At 55.3% G+C, this 16,407-nt stretch carries 15 protein-coding genes; 7 read left to right on the top strand and 8 right to left on the bottom strand.

Annotated elements, in window-relative coordinates; all coding sequences use genetic code 11:
• Positions 1-652: 652 nt before the first annotated feature.
• Together MOQ06_RS08330 and mgrB are read right to left on the bottom strand one after the other, a co-directional pair.
• Entirely contained in the window at positions 653-940 is a 288-nt protein-coding gene (locus MOQ06_RS08330) for a YebO family protein (protein ID WP_242172329.1), read from the bottom strand.
• Between the two features lie 75 nt (positions 941-1,015).
• The gene (gene mgrB / locus MOQ06_RS08325; RefSeq protein ID WP_148418046.1) at positions 1,016-1,159 is read right to left on the bottom strand and encodes a PhoP/PhoQ regulator MgrB; all 144 of its coding nucleotides are present in this window, start codon (positions 1,157-1,159) and stop codon (positions 1,016-1,018) included.
• A gap of 160 nt (positions 1,160-1,319) precedes the next feature.
• Between mgrB and MOQ06_RS08320 the strand changes: the two genes are divergently transcribed.
• Positions 1,320-1,559: a YobH family protein gene (locus MOQ06_RS08320; RefSeq protein WP_148418047.1), complete on the top strand. Its 240-nt coding sequence runs from the start codon at positions 1,320-1,322 to the stop codon at positions 1,557-1,559.
• A gap of 63 nt (positions 1,560-1,622) precedes the next feature.
• On the opposite strand, the gene kdgR is transcribed toward MOQ06_RS08320, so the two are convergent.
• Entirely contained in the window at positions 1,623-2,414 is a 792-nt protein-coding gene (gene kdgR / locus MOQ06_RS08315) for a DNA-binding transcriptional regulator KdgR (RefSeq protein WP_148418048.1), read from the bottom strand.
• Positions 2,415-2,591: 177 nt separating this feature from the next.
• Here kdgR and MOQ06_RS08310 point away from each other — a divergent pair, with 177 nt between their 5' ends.
• Positions 2,592-3,965 (top strand): MFS transporter, encoded by a 1,374-nt coding sequence (locus MOQ06_RS08310; RefSeq protein ID WP_242172328.1) that lies wholly within the window; start codon positions 2,592-2,594, stop codon positions 3,963-3,965.
• Between the two features lie 49 nt (positions 3,966-4,014).
• On the opposite strand, the gene htpX is transcribed toward MOQ06_RS08310, so the two are convergent.
• The 4 genes from htpX to MOQ06_RS08290 all read right to left on the bottom strand — a co-directional run bounded on the left by htpX (position 4,015) and on the right by MOQ06_RS08290 (position 8,438).
• Complete coding sequence (htpX, locus tag MOQ06_RS08305; protein ID WP_003859899.1) at positions 4,015-4,896, bottom strand: protease HtpX; 882 nt, start codon at positions 4,894-4,896, stop codon at positions 4,015-4,017.
• A 193-nt stretch (positions 4,897-5,089) separates the two neighbouring features.
• Positions 5,090-7,138 carry a carboxy terminal-processing peptidase gene (gene prc, locus MOQ06_RS08300; protein WP_148418050.1) on the bottom strand — a complete coding sequence of 683 codons (2,049 nt, stop codon included), beginning with the start codon at positions 7,136-7,138 and terminating at the stop codon, positions 5,090-5,092.
• A gap of 19 nt (positions 7,139-7,157) precedes the next feature.
• Positions 7,158-7,844, bottom strand: a complete 687-nt coding sequence (proQ, locus tag MOQ06_RS08295) for an RNA chaperone ProQ (RefSeq protein ID WP_176610053.1) — start codon at positions 7,842-7,844, stop codon at positions 7,158-7,160.
• A 96-nt stretch (positions 7,845-7,940) separates the two neighbouring features.
• On the bottom strand, positions 7,941-8,438 hold the full coding sequence (locus MOQ06_RS08290; RefSeq protein ID WP_148418052.1) for a GAF domain-containing protein: 498 nt from the start codon (positions 8,436-8,438) through the stop codon (positions 7,941-7,943).
• Positions 8,439-8,570: 132 nt separating this feature from the next.
• On the opposite strand from MOQ06_RS08290, the gene yebS reads away from it, so the two are divergent.
• From yebS to MOQ06_RS08270, 4 genes are all read left to right on the top strand, one after another.
• On the top strand, positions 8,571-9,854 hold the full coding sequence (yebS, locus tag MOQ06_RS08285; RefSeq protein WP_148418053.1) for a membrane integrity lipid transport subunit YebS: 1,284 nt from the start codon (positions 8,571-8,573) through the stop codon (positions 9,852-9,854).
• Complete coding sequence (locus MOQ06_RS08280; RefSeq protein ID WP_242172327.1) at positions 9,823-12,456, top strand: PqiB family protein; 2,634 nt, start codon at positions 9,823-9,825, stop codon at positions 12,454-12,456. Before yebS ends, MOQ06_RS08280 begins: the two co-directional genes overlap by 32 nt.
• Positions 12,457-12,527: 71 nt before the next feature.
• Positions 12,528-13,976: a 16S rRNA (cytosine(1407)-C(5))-methyltransferase RsmF gene (gene rsmF, locus MOQ06_RS08275; RefSeq protein ID WP_242172326.1), complete on the top strand. Its 1,449-nt coding sequence runs from the start codon at positions 12,528-12,530 to the stop codon at positions 13,974-13,976.
• 105 nt (positions 13,977-14,081) lie between these two features.
• Positions 14,082-14,321 carry a YebV family protein gene (locus tag MOQ06_RS08270; RefSeq protein WP_006176013.1) on the top strand — a complete coding sequence of 80 codons (240 nt, stop codon included), beginning with the start codon at positions 14,082-14,084 and terminating at the stop codon, positions 14,319-14,321.
• 34 nt (positions 14,322-14,355) lie between these two features.
• Here MOQ06_RS08270 and pphA read toward each other — a convergent pair whose 3' ends face one another.
• Positions 14,356-15,000, bottom strand: coding sequence for a protein-serine/threonine phosphatase (pphA, locus tag MOQ06_RS08265; protein WP_176610048.1), 645 nt, complete (start codon positions 14,998-15,000; stop codon positions 14,356-14,358).
• Positions 15,001-15,167: 167 nt separating this feature from the next.
• Here pphA and MOQ06_RS08260 point away from each other — a divergent pair, with 167 nt between their 5' ends.
• Positions 15,168-16,109, top strand: a complete 942-nt coding sequence (locus MOQ06_RS08260) for a VirK/YbjX family protein (protein WP_176610047.1) — start codon at positions 15,168-15,170, stop codon at positions 16,107-16,109.
• The last annotated feature ends 298 nt before the right edge of the window (positions 16,110-16,407 follow it).

The following is a 16,407-nucleotide window of genomic DNA, read 5'->3' as shown; positions in this document are numbered from 1 at the left end:
TTGACCCAAACCGTGTTATCACATACAACGTTTAATATGGCAAGCCATTTTTAAACGTGTCTCGATCCGCCGCACAAACTCTGGCGTTACTTCGCCACACTCCGCACAGTTATGCGTATTGCAAAGTAAAGCACCAGCCGTTTTACCTGCCCTCGGGGTGCACTGACGCGCCCTGTAATCAAAGACTTTTTAAACATAGCTCAACTATTTCAGGTCGTCCATATTCCGCTAAACATTTCTTTAAAAGAATGACTGAGTTAGAACATTTTGTGAAAAGTTATGCTGAAATCTTTGCAATGCACCAAAACTGTGACACGCAATATTCAATGTTAAATACCTTTCACTAACTGTATTAAAATTCACCATTTAACAGTCGTTGTTATGCACCAAAATAATGAAATTTTTATGAACGTGCCTCAAAAGAAGGCAAGCAAAACGTTTCGATTAAAATAAAACACTTCTGGAAATTTAAAGTACATTCTTTATTCAACGAAACGGCACCAGTTATATGCGGATAATTCTTCGCCATTTTTCAGCGCACTGAATCAATAGTTAACTGTTGCTTAATATTAGGAGGGGATTTTACAGGCGTTTGTTGTTCAGGGAGGAGATTTACGCCGTACGCTCGGGCCACCTCCCCGTTCGGGGCAGACTATCGTTCGGCCACCAGACGAATGAAGTCTTCATCCTCTTTTTGCTGAACCGCGGCTTCCTTCGGCACGTCTTTCGCCTCCGGTTCGTTGGCTTCACACAAACGACGCAGCAGCGCATTCTGGCGCTTCTGCTGATCGAGTAACGCTTCCAGCAGCTCAATCTGCTCGTTTGTACGGAAACTGGCACGGTTAACGTAGAACCACAATACCAGCCCAACAACCAGCACAACCAAAGCCATCACCAGGGATGCAATGCTCAGCAGCCCCGCATTCAGTAACTCACCCATCTTACCACCTCAGTAAAAAAAGCCATTTTACCACTGCCGCAGGGGAAGGAAATCACCCAGCGAAAAAATGACGATCTACCAGGGGATAAACTGATTAATTGAACAAATGCCGCTAAAGAACTGTACATCCTGATCGCACATCACGTTGATAGTCTGCGTCCACAGCACTACGCATGCCACCAACACTATAATCAGAATTACCCAGCGTATTTTTTTCACTCCACACTCCGTTTTATCACCTGATGTAGCCAGGTTATCACGGCTATCTTAAACAGGGGCTAACTGTACCCGCAACAGACCCTTTTAGGAATCGTGCACTTGTTTCACTGCGTAAACCCGGTACGCTTACCCTATGACAACAAAGAAAAAAGAGGCATTAATGCGTTTAATTATTCGTACGGTTATTGTACTGGCCATCGTGTGGATTGGCCTTCTGTTAAGTGGGTATGGCGTATTAATGGGGAGCAAAGAAAATGCCGCGGGCCTGGGTATCCAGTGCAAGTATCTGACCGCGCAGGGCGTGAGCACGGCCCAGTACATTCATTCAGACAGCGGGATTATCGGGCTGACCAACTGCCCGGTGCTGCGTAAAACGTCTGTAGTGGTTGATAACGGCTAAGCCTGGTTAAATGCAGTTTACAAAAACGCCGCAGTAATGCGGCGTTTTTAATGGGTGCAAGGATCAGAACGGGTAGTCGTTATAGCCCATCTGCTCTGAAATTTTGCGCGCGGCGGTGTGCAGAATCGCCACATACTCATGGAGACGCTCTTCAGAGAATCGCAGCGTAGGGAACGAAATGCTCAGGCCCGCAATCACAACCCCGAAGCGGTCGAACACCGGCACGCCGATGCAGCGCAGCCCCTCTTCCTGCTCTTCGTTATCTTCCCCGTAACCCTGTTCACGGACCTTATCCAGCACGGCCAGCAGTTCATCGGTACTGGTGATGGTGCGGTCAGTGCTGCGTTTGTATTCCACGCCGTCGAGGATCTGCTTCACCTCTTCGCGATCGCGCCAGGCCAGCAGCACTTTACCAATTGCGGTACTGTACAGCGGGTTGCGGCGACCGATACGGGAGTACATGCGCAGGTTGTACATGGAGTCAATTTTGTGGATGTAAACGATGCTGTCTTCATCCAGCGCGCCGAGGTGAATCGTCTCTTTCGTCAGGCGCGAAAGCTCGCGCATCTGAATGTCCGCGCTGCGGATCAGATCCACGTTTTGCAGCGCGCGGGCGCCCAGCTCAAACAGCTTCAGCGTCAGAGAATATTTTTCTGATTCACCTTCCTGTGCGACATAACCCAATGATTTCATTGTCTGCAAAAAGCGATAAACGGTGCTTTTCGACATCATCACACGCTGCGATAACTCTGTAATACCAATTTCACGCTCTTCTCCGAGCGCCTGCAAGATGCCAAACACCTTCAGCACGGAAGAAACAGAATCTGGCTGCTTATCCAAATCTGCGATTGCCATTTATCACCTCATGGAGAGTGTTTTATAAAAATCAGAACCGGTTTTTATTATAAATTCGTGCGGTGCGTGCTGCAATCAATCTGGGTTTACTTCGTTACAAATCTGCGACATAAAACTGAAATAACGATGCTAAAATAGTTACCCTGAAAATAATTTCACCCTGAGCCATTTTTTTCCATGCAAAAACACCTTTCTGATGGCCTGCCCTTACCCCAGCGGTACGGCGCAATTGCCACTATTATCATCGGTATTTCGATGGCCGTCCTTGACGGCGCTATTGCCAACGTTGCCCTCCCCACAATAGCCAGCGACCTTAACGCGTCTCCGGCAAGCTCAATCTGGATTGTGAACGCGTACCAGATAGCGATTGTGATTTCACTCCTGTCACTCTCGTTCCTGGGCGATATGTTTGGCTATCGCCGGGTTTACCAGTGCGGGCTGGTGGTGTTTACGCTCACCTCGCTCTTCTGCGCCCTGTCCGATTCACTGCATACCCTGACGATAGCGCGTATCGCCCAGGGGTTCGGCGGCGCGGCGCTGATGAGCGTCAACACGGCCCTGATACGGCTCATCTATCCCCATCGCCACCTTGGGCGCGGCATGGGGATTAACTCGTTTATTGTTGCGGTGTCGTCTGCCGCCGGGCCGACGATTGCCGCCGCGATTCTCTCCGTCGCGTCGTGGCAGTGGCTGTTTGCCATCAACGTGCCGCTGGGCATTGTGGCCATCTTCTTCGCGCTGCGTTATCTCCCGGAGAATGGCCCGAAAAGCACCGTGCCGCGTTTCGACCTGCCCAGCGCAGTGATGAACGCGCTGACGTTTGGCCTGCTTATTACTGCCCTGAGCGGCTTTGCGCAGGGGCAGTCGCTGACGCTAATCGCCGCAGAAGCTGTGGCTATGCTCACCGTCGGCTTTTTCTTCGTTCGTCGCCAGCTGGCGCTGCCGGTGCCGTTATTACCGGTAGACTTGCTGCGCATTCCGCTGTTTTCACTCTCGATTTGCACCTCGATCTGCTCGTTCTGCGCCCAGATGCTGGCGCTGGTTGCCCTGCCGTTCTTCCTGCAGAGCGTAATTGGCCGTTCGGAGGTGGAAACGGGCCTGTTGCTCACGCCCTGGCCTCTGGCAACGATGGTGATGGCCCCGCTGGCCGGATACCTTATCGAGCGCGTGCATGCCGGGCTGCTGGGGGCTATCGGGCTGGTCGTGATGGCAATAGGGCTGTTCTCATTGGCGCTGCTGCCCTCGTCGCCGGGCGATCTGGATATTATCTGGCGCATGATCCTGTGCGGTGCAGGTTTTGGTCTGTTCCAGTCACCCAACAACCACACCATTATCACCTCCGCTCCTCCGCAGCGCAGCGGTGGCGCCAGCGGGATGCTGGGAACGGCGCGGCTGCTGGGACAAAGCACCGGGGCCGCCCTGGTGGCGCTGATGTTCAATCTTGCCGGGCAACACGCGACCCACGTTGCGCTGCTTACCGCCGGAGCGCTGGCAACCCTCGCGGCTATCGTCAGCGGGCTTCGCGTCACCCAGCCACGGGTACAGGCATAAAAAAACCGGGCGGAGAGTCTCCTGCCCGGCTTTTTCCAACCCGAGAGCGTTACTTCAGGTATTCACCGCTGCGCAGCGCTTCAATGCGTTTATCCAGCGGCGGGTGAGACATAAACAGCTCACTCAGCGACTTCGATTTGCCGTTGATGCAGAAAGCCATCATGCTGTTCGCTTCCTGCGGCTCGTAGCTGGTTTTCAGACGCTGCAGCGCGGCAATCATCTTCTCACGACCTACCAGCTTCGCTGAGCCGGCATCCGCATGGAACTCGCGGTGGCGGGAGAACCACATGGTAATGATGCTTGCCAGAATGCCAAACACCAGCTCCAGCACCATTGAAACCGCAAAATAGATCAGCGGGTTACCGTTGCTCTCTTCACCCTCGTCACGGTTGCCCCCCATGAACCCGGCGGCGATCTGCGCCAGAATACGGGAGATGAAGATAACGAAGGTGTTCACCACGCCCTGGATCAGGGTCATGGTAACCATATCACCGTTGGCAATGTGGCTGATCTCGTGGGCAATAACCGCTTCCGCTTCGTCACGGCTCATGTTTTGCAGCAGACCGGTACTGACGGCCACCAGAGAGGCGTCACGACGCGCGCCGGTGGCGAAGGCGTTGATATCCGGCGCGTGGTAAATGGCCACCTGCGGCATGGCAATGCCCGCCTGCTTTGACTGCTGAGCAACCGTGCTCATCAGCCACTGTTCCATATCGTTACGCGGCTGCTCAATAACTTCACCGCCCACGGATTTCAGCGCCATCCACTTCGACATCAGCAGTGAAATGAAGGAGCCACCAAAACCAAACAGCAGCGCCATAATCAACAGACCCTGAACGCTGCTCGACTGAATTCCCGTCAGGCTTAGCACCAGCCCGAAAACCACCATTACCGCCAGGTTGGTGAGCAGGAAGAGCGCGATTCGCATCATAATATTCTTTTAACCTCAGTTTAACAAAACGCACTATGCGATTACCCACATCGTATGGGTATTCCGGCTATTTTCAAGCATCCAGGCGGCGTAAGTCACCAGAAAGACACAACTTTACACAATTGGAAATCTGCTTGACGGGAGAGTGCGGAACAAAAAGAAACAGGCACAATCGCTTGTGCCTGTTGGGAGATTATTTTGCCGGAGCGGGTTGCACGGCAGGCTTCTCTTTTTCCAGATTCGCCAGGTCGAGCGCGATATGCACCGTCTCGTCGAGGTACGGATCCGGCTCCTGGTAATCTTTAGGCAGATCGTCCAGCTTCTTGAGCAGCGGCTTGCCTTCACGTTTGAAGCGATCGTTAATACGCGCCAGACGCGTTGCATCATCTTCGTTGTTCTCTTTCTCACGCTGAGCGTAGTTAAGAGAGACAATGTTCCGTTTCGCTTTCAGGGCATTGAAACGCGCGATGTCCTTCATGATGTACTGGAATTCCGGATCTTTCACGATGCGGTCGTTATGATTTTTCAACAGTTCCGGTCCGAACTGTTTCATATCACCCGACTTCACGAATGTCGCGGCATCAATGCTGTCCCACGGCAGCGCATTATCTTCAAACTTCTCGCCCGTTTCCGTCTCTTCGGTACCTGTCGGCATCAGGATATCCGGCGTAACGCCCTTACGCTGCGTACTCCCGCCGTTCACGCGGTAGAATTTCTGAATGGTGTACTGTACGGAACCCAGCGCAGGCCATTCCGGGCGCAGCATCTGGTCGTAGATACGGTTCAGAGAGCGGTACTGCTGAACGGTGCCTTTACCAAACGTCGGTTCACCGACGATCAGCGCACGGCCATAGTCCTGCATCGCAGCAGCAAAGATTTCGGATGCAGACGCGCTGAAGCGGTCGACCAGTACCACCAGCGGGCCTTTGTAGTAGACCACGCCGTCGGTGTCGGCATCTTCACGCACTTTACCGTTGTTATCACGCACCTGCACCACCGGGCCGGACGGGATAAACAGACCGGACAGCGAGACCGCTTCGGTCAGGGCGCCGCCGCCGTTGCTGCGCAGATCGATGATCACGCTGCTGACGTTTTGCTTCTCGAGCTTCTGCAACTGCACCTTCACATCGTCGGTCAGGCCAACGTAGAAGCCAGGGATATCAAGAACGCCAACCTTCTCTTTACCGACGGTTTTCACCGACATTTTCACCGCGCGATCTTCCAGGCGGATACGCTCGCGGGTCAGGGTAATGATTCGGGTCTTGGTCCCCTTACCGGCAGGGAGAATTTCAAGGCGAACTTTGCTGCCCTTTGGCCCTTTAATCAGCGCAACCACGTCGTCGAGTCGCCAGCCGATCACGTCTACCATGCTCTGGCCGCTCTGACCGACGCCCACAATGCGGTCCCCAACGCTGATCGCTTTGCTTTTGGATGCAGGACCGCCGGCCACCATGGAGTTGATTACCGTGTAGTCATCGTCCATCTGGAGCACCGCACCAATACCTTCCAGAGACAGGCTCATTTCGGTATTGAACTGTTCGGTGTTACGCGGAGAGAGGTAATTAGTGTGCGGGTCAATTTCATGGGCAAACGCGGTCATCGCCAGCGAGAAGACATCCTCACTGTTGGTCTGCGCCAGGCGACGGATGGCAAATTTGTAGCGACGGTTTAGCGTCTCACGAATCTCTTTCTCGTCTTTACCCGTGAGCTTGAGGCTCAATTCGTCGTACTTAACCTTTGCGTCCCACAGCGCGTTCAGTTCGGCCTCGTCTTTCGGCCATGGCGCTTTGCTGCGGTCCAGATTAAAGGTGTCGTTGCCGGTAAAGTCCATCGGACGTTCCAGCACCTTAAGCGCGTATTGATAACGTTCAAAACGGCGCTTTTGCGATAAATTGTACAGATCGTAGAACAGATCCAGCTTTCCGGAGCGCAGCTCATCACCCACTTCGGATTTACGTTTAGCGAACTGTTCGACATCGCTGGCCAGCAGTACGTTGTGGCTGTAATCCAGCAAGTTCAGATAACGGTCAAAGATTTTGGCCGAGAAGGCCTGATCGAGATCGAACTGACGATAGTGCGAACGAGTAAAGCGCGACGTCACGCGCTCACTCACCGTCGCGTGCTGGGTCTCTTCCTTGAGAACAGGAATTTGATCAACACGCGTAATATCGTCCACAGCGAAAGCGTGGCCTGTTATAGCAAACAGGCCAGCCAGCGCGGTGAGCTTAAAAAAAGTGTTCATGCCAGGCTCGGCCTCCGTTTCAGAACAACAAGTGTTCTGCGCGTACAATCATTGACATACCAGAAGTCAGCTGTACACGAACGCCATCTTTGGTGATTTCCAGTACGGTGGCGTCCATCGCGTTGTTACCCGCTTTCACCTTCAGCGCCTGACCCACGCTCAGCGCGTTAATGTCAGAAACCGGGGTGTGGCGTGGCTCTTCGCGCGGCGCACGTGGGGCTTTAGCTGCTGGTTTGTCAGCACGCGGTTTGCGATCGTTATTTTCAGAACGACGCGGTGCCGGGCGTGGTTTGCGCTCGCGACGAGGGGCGTCTTCCTGACCGTTTGCCGCTGCGGCTTCGCGTTTTTTCGCCTGCTGCTCCGCACGCTGTGCCTGCACGCGAGCTTTGGCTTCTTCAAGCTGCTTGCGTGCGTGCTCTACGTGCTGCTCATCCAGCTCACCGCACGGGTTGCCGTCAAGGTCGACACGGGTCGCGCCCGGCTTGATACCGTACAGGTAACGCCAGCTTGAGGTATAAAGGCGTAAGGCAGAACGAAGCTGCGTTTTGCTGAGGTTCATTTCGCCCTCAACGCGCGCGACCAGATCCTGAAAGATACCGACTTTCAGAGGACGCGCTTCACCTTCAGCGCTGAAGCACTGCGGGAAACGCTCGGCCAGAAATGCGATAACTTCTTTACTGCTATTCAACTTAGGTTGATTTTCCATGAAATTTCCTGATTACAACGGACGTTGCCAACAAGCGCAGGCATGAACAGGCGACATTATAATGACGCTATCAGTAAATGCTACGTTATCCGTTGATTATCCTGCGACGCTCGCAAAGAATTTATGATAATCGGTTGCTGCCAGAACATTTTCCAGGTTCGCCACCAGCTCGCGCAGCCCCTGTTCGTCCTCGGCAGTGAAGCGGCTGAAGACCGTACTGTCGATATCCAGAACGCCAATAATCTGATTTTTGACCACCAGCGGCAGAACGATCTCTGAATTGCTGGAGGCATCGCAGGCGATGTGCCCATCAAACGCGTGGACATCTTCAACGCGCTGAACCTGACGGGTTGCCACCGCGGTACCGCATACGCCACGCCCTACCGGAATGCGCACGCAGGCAAGCTTGCCCTGGAAAGGCCCAAGCACCAGCGTTTCACCTTCAAGCAGGTAAAAGCCCGCCCAGTTCACGTCTGAAAGGCGTTCGAACAGTAACGCGCTGGTATTTGCCAGAGTGGCTAAGAAACTGGTTTCCCCCGCCATTAATGCCTTAAAATCGCGATTCAGATCCGCGTAGAATTCTGTTTTGTTCATTATTCAATCACTTAGTTATCTTACATATTTACCGCATAGCCTATTAAAATAAGCATTAAATGCGCTCATGCTCAAGATGAATCCGTTCATGAGTTATTATAACTTTCAACAATACTAATCTGTGCGCGACTCATGGCCATAAAAACACCCAAAATTACGCCGACAAGCAAGATCGTTGTCCATACGGTAAGCCAGCCTTTGCCTCGTGCACATTATCAGCGTTGCCCCCAGTGCGATACGCTTTTTATGTTGCCGAAGATGAAATCGCATCAAAGCGCCTTTTGCCCGCGCTGCGATGCCAAAATCCGCGACGGACGAGACTGGTCATTAACGCGTCTGGCGGCAATGGCGGTGACGATGCTGCTGCTGATGCCCTTTGCCTGGACCGAGCCGCTGCTGAAGCTCTATCTCCTGGGCGTGCGAATCGACGCCAACGTATTGCAGGGGATCTGGCAGATGACGCGCGAGGGCGATCCGCTCACCGGCGCGATGGTGCTGTTCTGCGTCGTCGGCGCGCCGCTGGTGCTGGTCGCGGCGATTGCCTACCTGTGGTTTGGCAACATCCTGGGGATGAACCTGCGCCCGGTCCTGCTCATGCTGGACAAGCTCAAGGAGTGGGTGATGCTGGATATCTATCTGGTCGGCGTCGGCGTCGCCTCCATCAAGGTGCAGGACTATGCGTTTTTGCAGCCCGGCATTGGCCTTTTCGCGTTTATTTCGCTGGTGCTGCTGAGCATTCTGACCATGATCCATCTGAACGTTGAACAGCTCTGGGAGCGATTTTACCCCCAGCGCCCCGCCACCCGGCCGGATGAAAACCTGCGCGTCTGCCTGGGATGCCACTACACCGGCCTGCCGGATGGGCGTGGACGGTGCCCGCGTTGCCATATACCGTTAAGATTACGGCGCAACAATAGCCTGCAAAAATGCTGGGCGGCGTTAATCGCTTCCCTGGTATTTTTGTTCCCGGCAAACATGCTGCCGATCTCCGTGATATACGTGAACGGCGCCCGCCAGGAAGACACGATCCTTTCCGGGATTATCTCCCTTGCACACAGCAACGTGGGGGTTGCCGCCATCGTTTTTATCGCCAGTATCCTGGTGCCGTTTACTAAAGTGGTGGTGATGTTCACGCTGCTCATCAGCATCCACTTTAAGTGCGAACAAGGACTTCGCACCCGCATCCTGCTTCTGCGATTCGTGACCTGGATAGGTCGCTGGTCGATGTTGGATCTGTTCGTGATTTCGTTAATGATGTCGCTCATCAATCGCGATCAGCTACTTGCTTTTACCATGGGACCCGCAGCTTTTTATTTCGGCTCTGCGGTGATATTGACTATTCTTGCAGTGGAATGGCTGGACAGCCGCTTACTTTGGGACGCACATGAGTCAGGAAACGCCCGCTTCGCCGACTGAAGCGAGAATTAAAACAAAACGCCGCATTTCGCCATTCTGGCTGCTGCCTGTTATCGCGCTGCTGATTGCAGGCTGGCTTATCTGGACGAGCTATGAAGATCGCGGAAGCACCATCACCATTGACTTCCAGTCTGCGGACGGCATAGTCGCCGGACGGACTCCCGTTCGCTTCCAGGGGGTGGAAGTGGGGACCGTACAGGATATTTCCCTGGGCAAAGGACTGAACAAAATCCAGGTACGGGCAAGCATTAAGTCCGACATGCAGGACGCCCTGCGCGCCGAAACGCAGTTCTGGCTCGTGACGCCTAAAGCCTCTCTGGCCGGCGTTTCGGGGCTGGATGCCCTCGTTGGCGGTAACTATATCGGCATGATGCCCGGCAAAGGTGAGCCGCAGGATCACTTTGTTGCGCTGGATACGCAGCCGAAATACCGGCTCAATAACGGGGATTTGATGATTCATCTCCGCGCGCCGGATCTTGGCTCACTGAACAGCGGCTCACTGGTCTATTTCCGTAAAATTCCAGTCGGCCGCGTCTACGATTACGCCATCAACCCAAACAAAGATGGCGTGACCATTGACGTGCTCATTGAGCGGCGCTTTACCAGCCTGGTGAAAAAAGGCAGCCGCTTCTGGAACGTTTCGGGCGTTGATGCCGACCTGAGCCTGAGCGGTGCGAAGGTGAAGCTCGAAAGCCTGGCGGCGCTGGTAAATGGCGCTATCGCCTTCGATTCTCCGGAAGGCTCAAGCCCGGCCGCCGCAGAAGATACGTTTGGCCTGTACGCGGACCTGGCGCACAGCCAGCGCGGCGTTATCGTCAAGCTGACCCTGCCGGATGCTAAAGGGCTGAAGGCCGGCTCGACTCCGCTCATGTACCAGGGGCTAGAGGTCGGTCAGCTGACAAAATTAACCCTCAACGCGGGCGGCTCCGTTACCGGTGAAATGACCGTGGATCCAAGCGTGGTCGATCTCCTGCGGGAGAAAACGCGCATTGAGCTGCGTAATCCGAAGCTGTCGCTCAGCGACGCCAGCATCAGCACCCTGCTGACGGGCAGTACCTTCGAGCTGATCCCGGGTGAAGGTCCTCCGAACAAAAACTTTGTTATCGCGCCGGCGGATAAAGCCCTGCTGCAAAAGCCAGGCGTGCTGACCGTAACGCTTAACGCCCCGGAGAGCTATGGTATCGAGGCCGGGCAACCGCTGATCCTGCACGGCGTGCAGGTAGGCCAGGTTCTGGAGCGCAAGCTGTCGGAAAAAGGGGTCTCCTTCTCCGCCGCCATCGATCCGCAGTACGGCAACCTGGTTCACGGCGACAGCAAATTCGTGGTTAACAGCCGCGTCGACGTGAAGGTGGGCCTGGACGGCGTTGAGTTCCTGGGAGCCAGCGCCAGCGAGTGGGTAAACGGCGGGATCCGCATTCTGCCGGGCAGCAAAGGCGCGCTGCGCGAAAGCTATCCGCTGTTTGCCAATCTGGATAAGGCGATCGAAAACAGCCTGGGCGACCTGCCGACCACCACCCTGACCCTGAGCGCTGAAACGCTGCCGGACGTACAGGCGGGCTCGGTCGTGCTGTATCGTAAATTTGAGGTCGGGGAAGTGATCACCGTTCGCCCTCGCGCGGACGCGTTTGATATCGAACTGCACATTAAGCCGGAATACCGCAAGCTGCTCACGCCAAACAGCGTGTTCTGGGCAGAGGGCGGCGCGAAGGTACAGCTCAACGGCAGCGGGCTGACCGTGCAGGCCTCTCCCCTCTCCCGTGCCCTGCGCGGGGCTATCAGCTTTGATAACCTGAGCGGCGCGGGCGGCAATATGCGTAAAGGCGACAAGCGGATCCTCTTCCCGTCTGAAACCGCTGCGCGCGCCGTCGGCGGGCAGATCACGCTGCACACCTTTGATGCCGGCAAGCTGGCGGAAGGGATGCCAATCCGCTATCTGGGCATCGATATCGGGCAGGTGCAGAAGCTGAAGCTGATCACCGCGCGCAACGAAGTCCAGGCCACCGCCGTGCTTTATCCGGAATACGTGCAGACGTTTGCCCGTGCAGGCTCTCGCTTCTCGGTGGTTACGCCGCAAATCTCTGCCGCCGGCGTAGAGCACCTCGACACCATTCTCCAGCCGTACATCAACGTTGAACCGGGTCGCGGCAATACGCGTCGCGAATTTGAACTGCAGGAAGCGACCATTACCGATTCCCGTTACCTGGACGGCCTGAGCATTGTGGTTGAAGTGCCGGAGGCGGGTTCGCTGGGCATTGGCACGCCGGTGCTGTTCCGCGGTATCGAGGTGGGAACGGTAACGAGCCTGACGCTGGGGAACCTGTCCGACCGCGTGATGGTCGGCCTGCGCATCAGCCAGCGTTATCAGCACCTCGTGCGCAACAACTCGGTGTTCTGGCTGGCTTCAGGCTACTCGCTGGACTTCGGCCTGACCGGCGGGGTGGTGAAAACCGGCACCTTCAACCAGTTCATTCGCGGGGGCATTGCCTTTGCCACGCCGCCGGGCACGCCTCTGGCGCCTAAGGCGCAGGCGGGTAAACACTTCCTGCTGCTGGAAAGTGAACCGAAAGAGTGGCGTGAATGGGGAACGGCGCTGCCGCGTTAATCTCACAGGCTCCGGTGTCAACGCGCCGGAGCCTTTATGCTACACTGCTCGCCTGAATGTTTCCCTGTGGTGTGCCCGTGGCTCAAAACTCCGTATTTCTTCCTGAACAGTTCCTGGCGCAGATGCGCGAGGCGCTTCCCGCTCATCTCTCTTTTGATGATTTTATCGCAGCCTGCCAGCGCCCCTTGCGCCGGAGCATTCGCGTCAATACGCTCAAAATCAGCGTCGAGGCGTTTCTGGATCTTGTCTCCCCCTACGGCTGGCAGCTAACGCCGGTCCCGTGGTGTGAAGAGGGTTTCTGGATCGAGCGGGATGATGAAGAGAGCCTGCCGCTCGGCAGCACCGCCGAGCACCTGAGCGGGCTGTTTTATATTCAGGAAGCCAGCTCCATGCTGCCGGTTGCCGCGCTGTTTGCCGATGACAATCAGCCTGAGCGGGTAATGGACGTCGCCGCGGCGCCCGGCTCTAAAACCACCCAGATTGCCGCCCGGATGCACAACCGCGGCGCCATCCTCGCCAACGAATTTTCCGCCAGCCGCGTCAAAGTCCTGCATGCCAATATCAGCCGCTGCGGGATCCACAACGTGGCACTGACGCACTTCGACGGACGCGTGTTTGGGGCCGCTCTGCCGGAGGCCTTTGACGCCATCCTGCTGGACGCCCCCTGCTCCGGCGAAGGCGTGGTGCGTAAAGATCCCGATGCGTTAAAAAACTGGTCCGTTGAAAGCAACCTGGAGATCGCCGCCACGCAGCGTGAACTGATCGACAGCGCCTTTCATGCCCTGCGCCCCGGCGGGACGCTGGTTTACTCCACCTGCACGCTGAACCGCGATGAAAACGAGGACGTCTGCCTGTGGCTGAAGCAACACTATGCGGATGCCGTCGAGTTTCTCCCGCTGGACGCCCTCTTCGATTCGGCCAATGCGGCCGCCACGCCTGAAGGCTTCCTGCACGTCTTCCCGCAGATTTACGACTGCGAAGGCTTTTTCGTCGCGCGTCTGCGCAAAACCCGCGCCGTTGACCCTCTCCCTGCCCCTAAGTTTAAGGTCGGCAACTTCCCGTTCTCCCCGGTCAAAGGACGCGATGCGGCGCAGGCGGAGGCGGCTGCCGGCAAAGTGGGCCTGCGCTGGGATGAGAGCCTGCGCCTCTGGATGCGTGACAAAGAGCTGTGGCTGTTCCCTGCGAATATCGAACCGCTGATTGGTAAGGTGCGCTTCTCCCGCCTAGGTATTCGCCTCGCGGAGATCCACAACAAGGGCTATCGCTGGCAGCATGAAGCGGTTATTGCGCTGGCCGGTCTTGAAAACACCTTCGCCCTGACGCATCAGGAAGCGGAAGAGTGGTATCGCGGCCGTGACGTTTACCCGGAAAACGGCCCGGCGCAGGATGAAGTTATCGTGACGTATCAGGGCTATCCGCTGGGGCTGGCAAAAAAAGTTGGCTCGCGGCTGAAAAACAGCTATCCACGTGAACTGGTACGCGATGGCCGCCTGTTTACCGGTAACAGCCGCACCGCCTGAAAAAAACGCATTTTTTTACTGGCGATTTCGCTCTCCTTGTCTAGGCTCAAAGATGGGTGGCTGTACTGGTCATACCAGATTTTGGGCAACGAACCGGAGAGCATTATGACGAAAACCAGCGTACGCATTGGCGCTTTTGAAATCGACGACGCTGAACTGCGCGGCGAAGCACAAGGCGATCGAACGTTAAGTATTCCCTGCAAATCCGACCCGGATTTGTGCATGCAGCTGGATGCCTGGGACGCGGATACCAGCGTCCCGGCTATTCTTGATGGGGAACATTCCGTTCTGTACCGTGAGCATTACGACAGTAAAACCGATGCCTGGGTCCTGCGTCTTGCCTGACCCAAAGAGAACCCGCCCGAAGGCGGGTTATTTATTACTGAAGCTGCACCAGCGTCAGGAAGCCTCCAAAAACCGCCCCCGTATCGATATAGTGCAGATTGTTAAAGTCATATCGTTTGTCTAAAGGCGTATGCCCGAACCAGAAGTGATCCGCGCCGCTGATGCCCTGCCCTTTACCCGCCATCAGCCCCGTTAAGCGATCGCGATCCCACAGCACGCGCTGCGCATCCACCGGCCTGTTCCAGACATATTCGGCTGATGGATAATCCGCATGGGCGACAACGTTCAGCCCGTTTGCGCAGGTTATTTCAATGACGTGCGGTAAGGCCCGACACGCGTCGAGTAAAGCCATCGCCTGTTTTTGCTCGTCACCCTTAAGAGCGGTAAACCAAATACCGCCATTTATCGACCAGAGAGTAATATTATTATTTTCAAGCGCATCCAGCGCCATTTGCTCGTGGTTGCCGCGAACAGCGCAAAACCATTTTTCCTGCACCAGCTGTAAACATTTTACGCTGTCAGGCCCGCGGTCGATAATATCCCCCACCGAGATCAGCAGATCCGCGTCAGGATTAAAACGCCGCTGCTTCAGCTCCTCCATAAGCCCCTGATAGCAGCCATGAATGTCGCTGACAACCCAGACATGACGCCAGCGATCCCCGCTAATTTTCCGATACATAACGCCTCCTGTAAAAAGTATAGCTGCAACAGAAAATGTCATGGGCTGACGTCAGACGCCTCGAATCCAAACGAATCGTAAACCAGCCGGAAATAAAGATCGCTGCGCTATTAATCCCTTATCCCCGGCCCTTTAAAATAGTGCGGAATAAAACGAGGGATTTTCACGTGTCAAACATACACCTGCAAAACGATGTTTTTTACCCACATCGTACAAATATTATTTCTGAACTGGTGAAGGGAAAACGCGTTCCTGGCCCTATCTGGCAGAAACGTGAATACCGGTTAAAGTTCCTGTTGCGCTCGCTTTTATTCTGGTCCTCCACCCATCGCATGCTGGAGGCGCTGTCCGGACGCGACGACTTTGACAAACTGCTAGCGTCTCAAATTACGCTGCCGAGCAAAACCCACCGCCAGTATCTGATGCGCGGCCTGAACTCAAACGACAGAGCGGATGCTATCGTCAGCCACTATGACTGGATCGATAGTCTGAAAAATACCGCCCTTGCCCACGCCCTGACCAGCCCGCAGGAGCTGCCGGTTGTGCAGTTTGAGGCTAAAAACGGCGTCACGTATACCGTCAATGCCTCGTCCGCGGGTAAAGCCGAGCGCGAAGGCGAAAGCACGCTGTGGCTGCACGACAGCGACAACACGCTGCTCGCCAGCCTGACCTTTTGCGTCGCACGCAGCAACGGCCGCGCGGTGCTGGTGATCGGCGGGCTCCAGGGTCCGCGTCGCAACGTGCCGCGTGAGGTGATTAAAGAGGCCACCCGCGCGTGCCACGGTCTTTTCCCGAAGCGCGTGCTGATGGAGGTAGTCTTCCAGCTTGCCGCACGCTCAAACATCAGCGCTATTTTTGCCGTCAGCGATGAAGGACATGTGTTCCGCGCGCTGCGCTATCGCCTGAGCAAAGGCCGCCATTTCCACGCCAGCTATGACGAGTTCTGGGAAGGGCTGAACGGTAATAAGGTCTCCCCATTCTGCTGGCAGCTGCCGCTGCGGATGGAACGTAAATCGTTAGAGGAGATTGCCAGCAAAAAACGCGCTGAATACCGGCGCCGCTTCGCGTTACTTGATGAAATCGCGGCATCGGTTGATTCGCGGTTTTAGCCCGCTGCCGCCTGAGGAAAAGTAGATACAAAAATTTAACAATGCAGCCCAAAAGGACTGGACTTTCACCCGTCGGGTGGTGAATGGTGAGGAAGGCAAACAGGACGTAAACCTCCTGCGAAGGCAATAAGCGGATGATATCGTTTGCTTTAATGCAGATAAAAAAAAACGACTTCGATTCCTGTTTTCTCTAGGTCCAGTCCTTTAGTCTTAATTCAATACCCTTCCTCTGCAAACGTCATTTCCAGGGTTTCACCTTTACGTTCTCCTGGTAAGACGAGCACATAATCGCTCTGTG

The organism is Enterobacter sp. I4 (assembly GCF_022669095.1).
GTDB lineage: Bacteria > Pseudomonadota > Gammaproteobacteria > Enterobacterales > Enterobacteriaceae > Enterobacter > Enterobacter pasteurii.
This window is presented reverse-complemented; position numbering and strand designations above follow the sequence as displayed.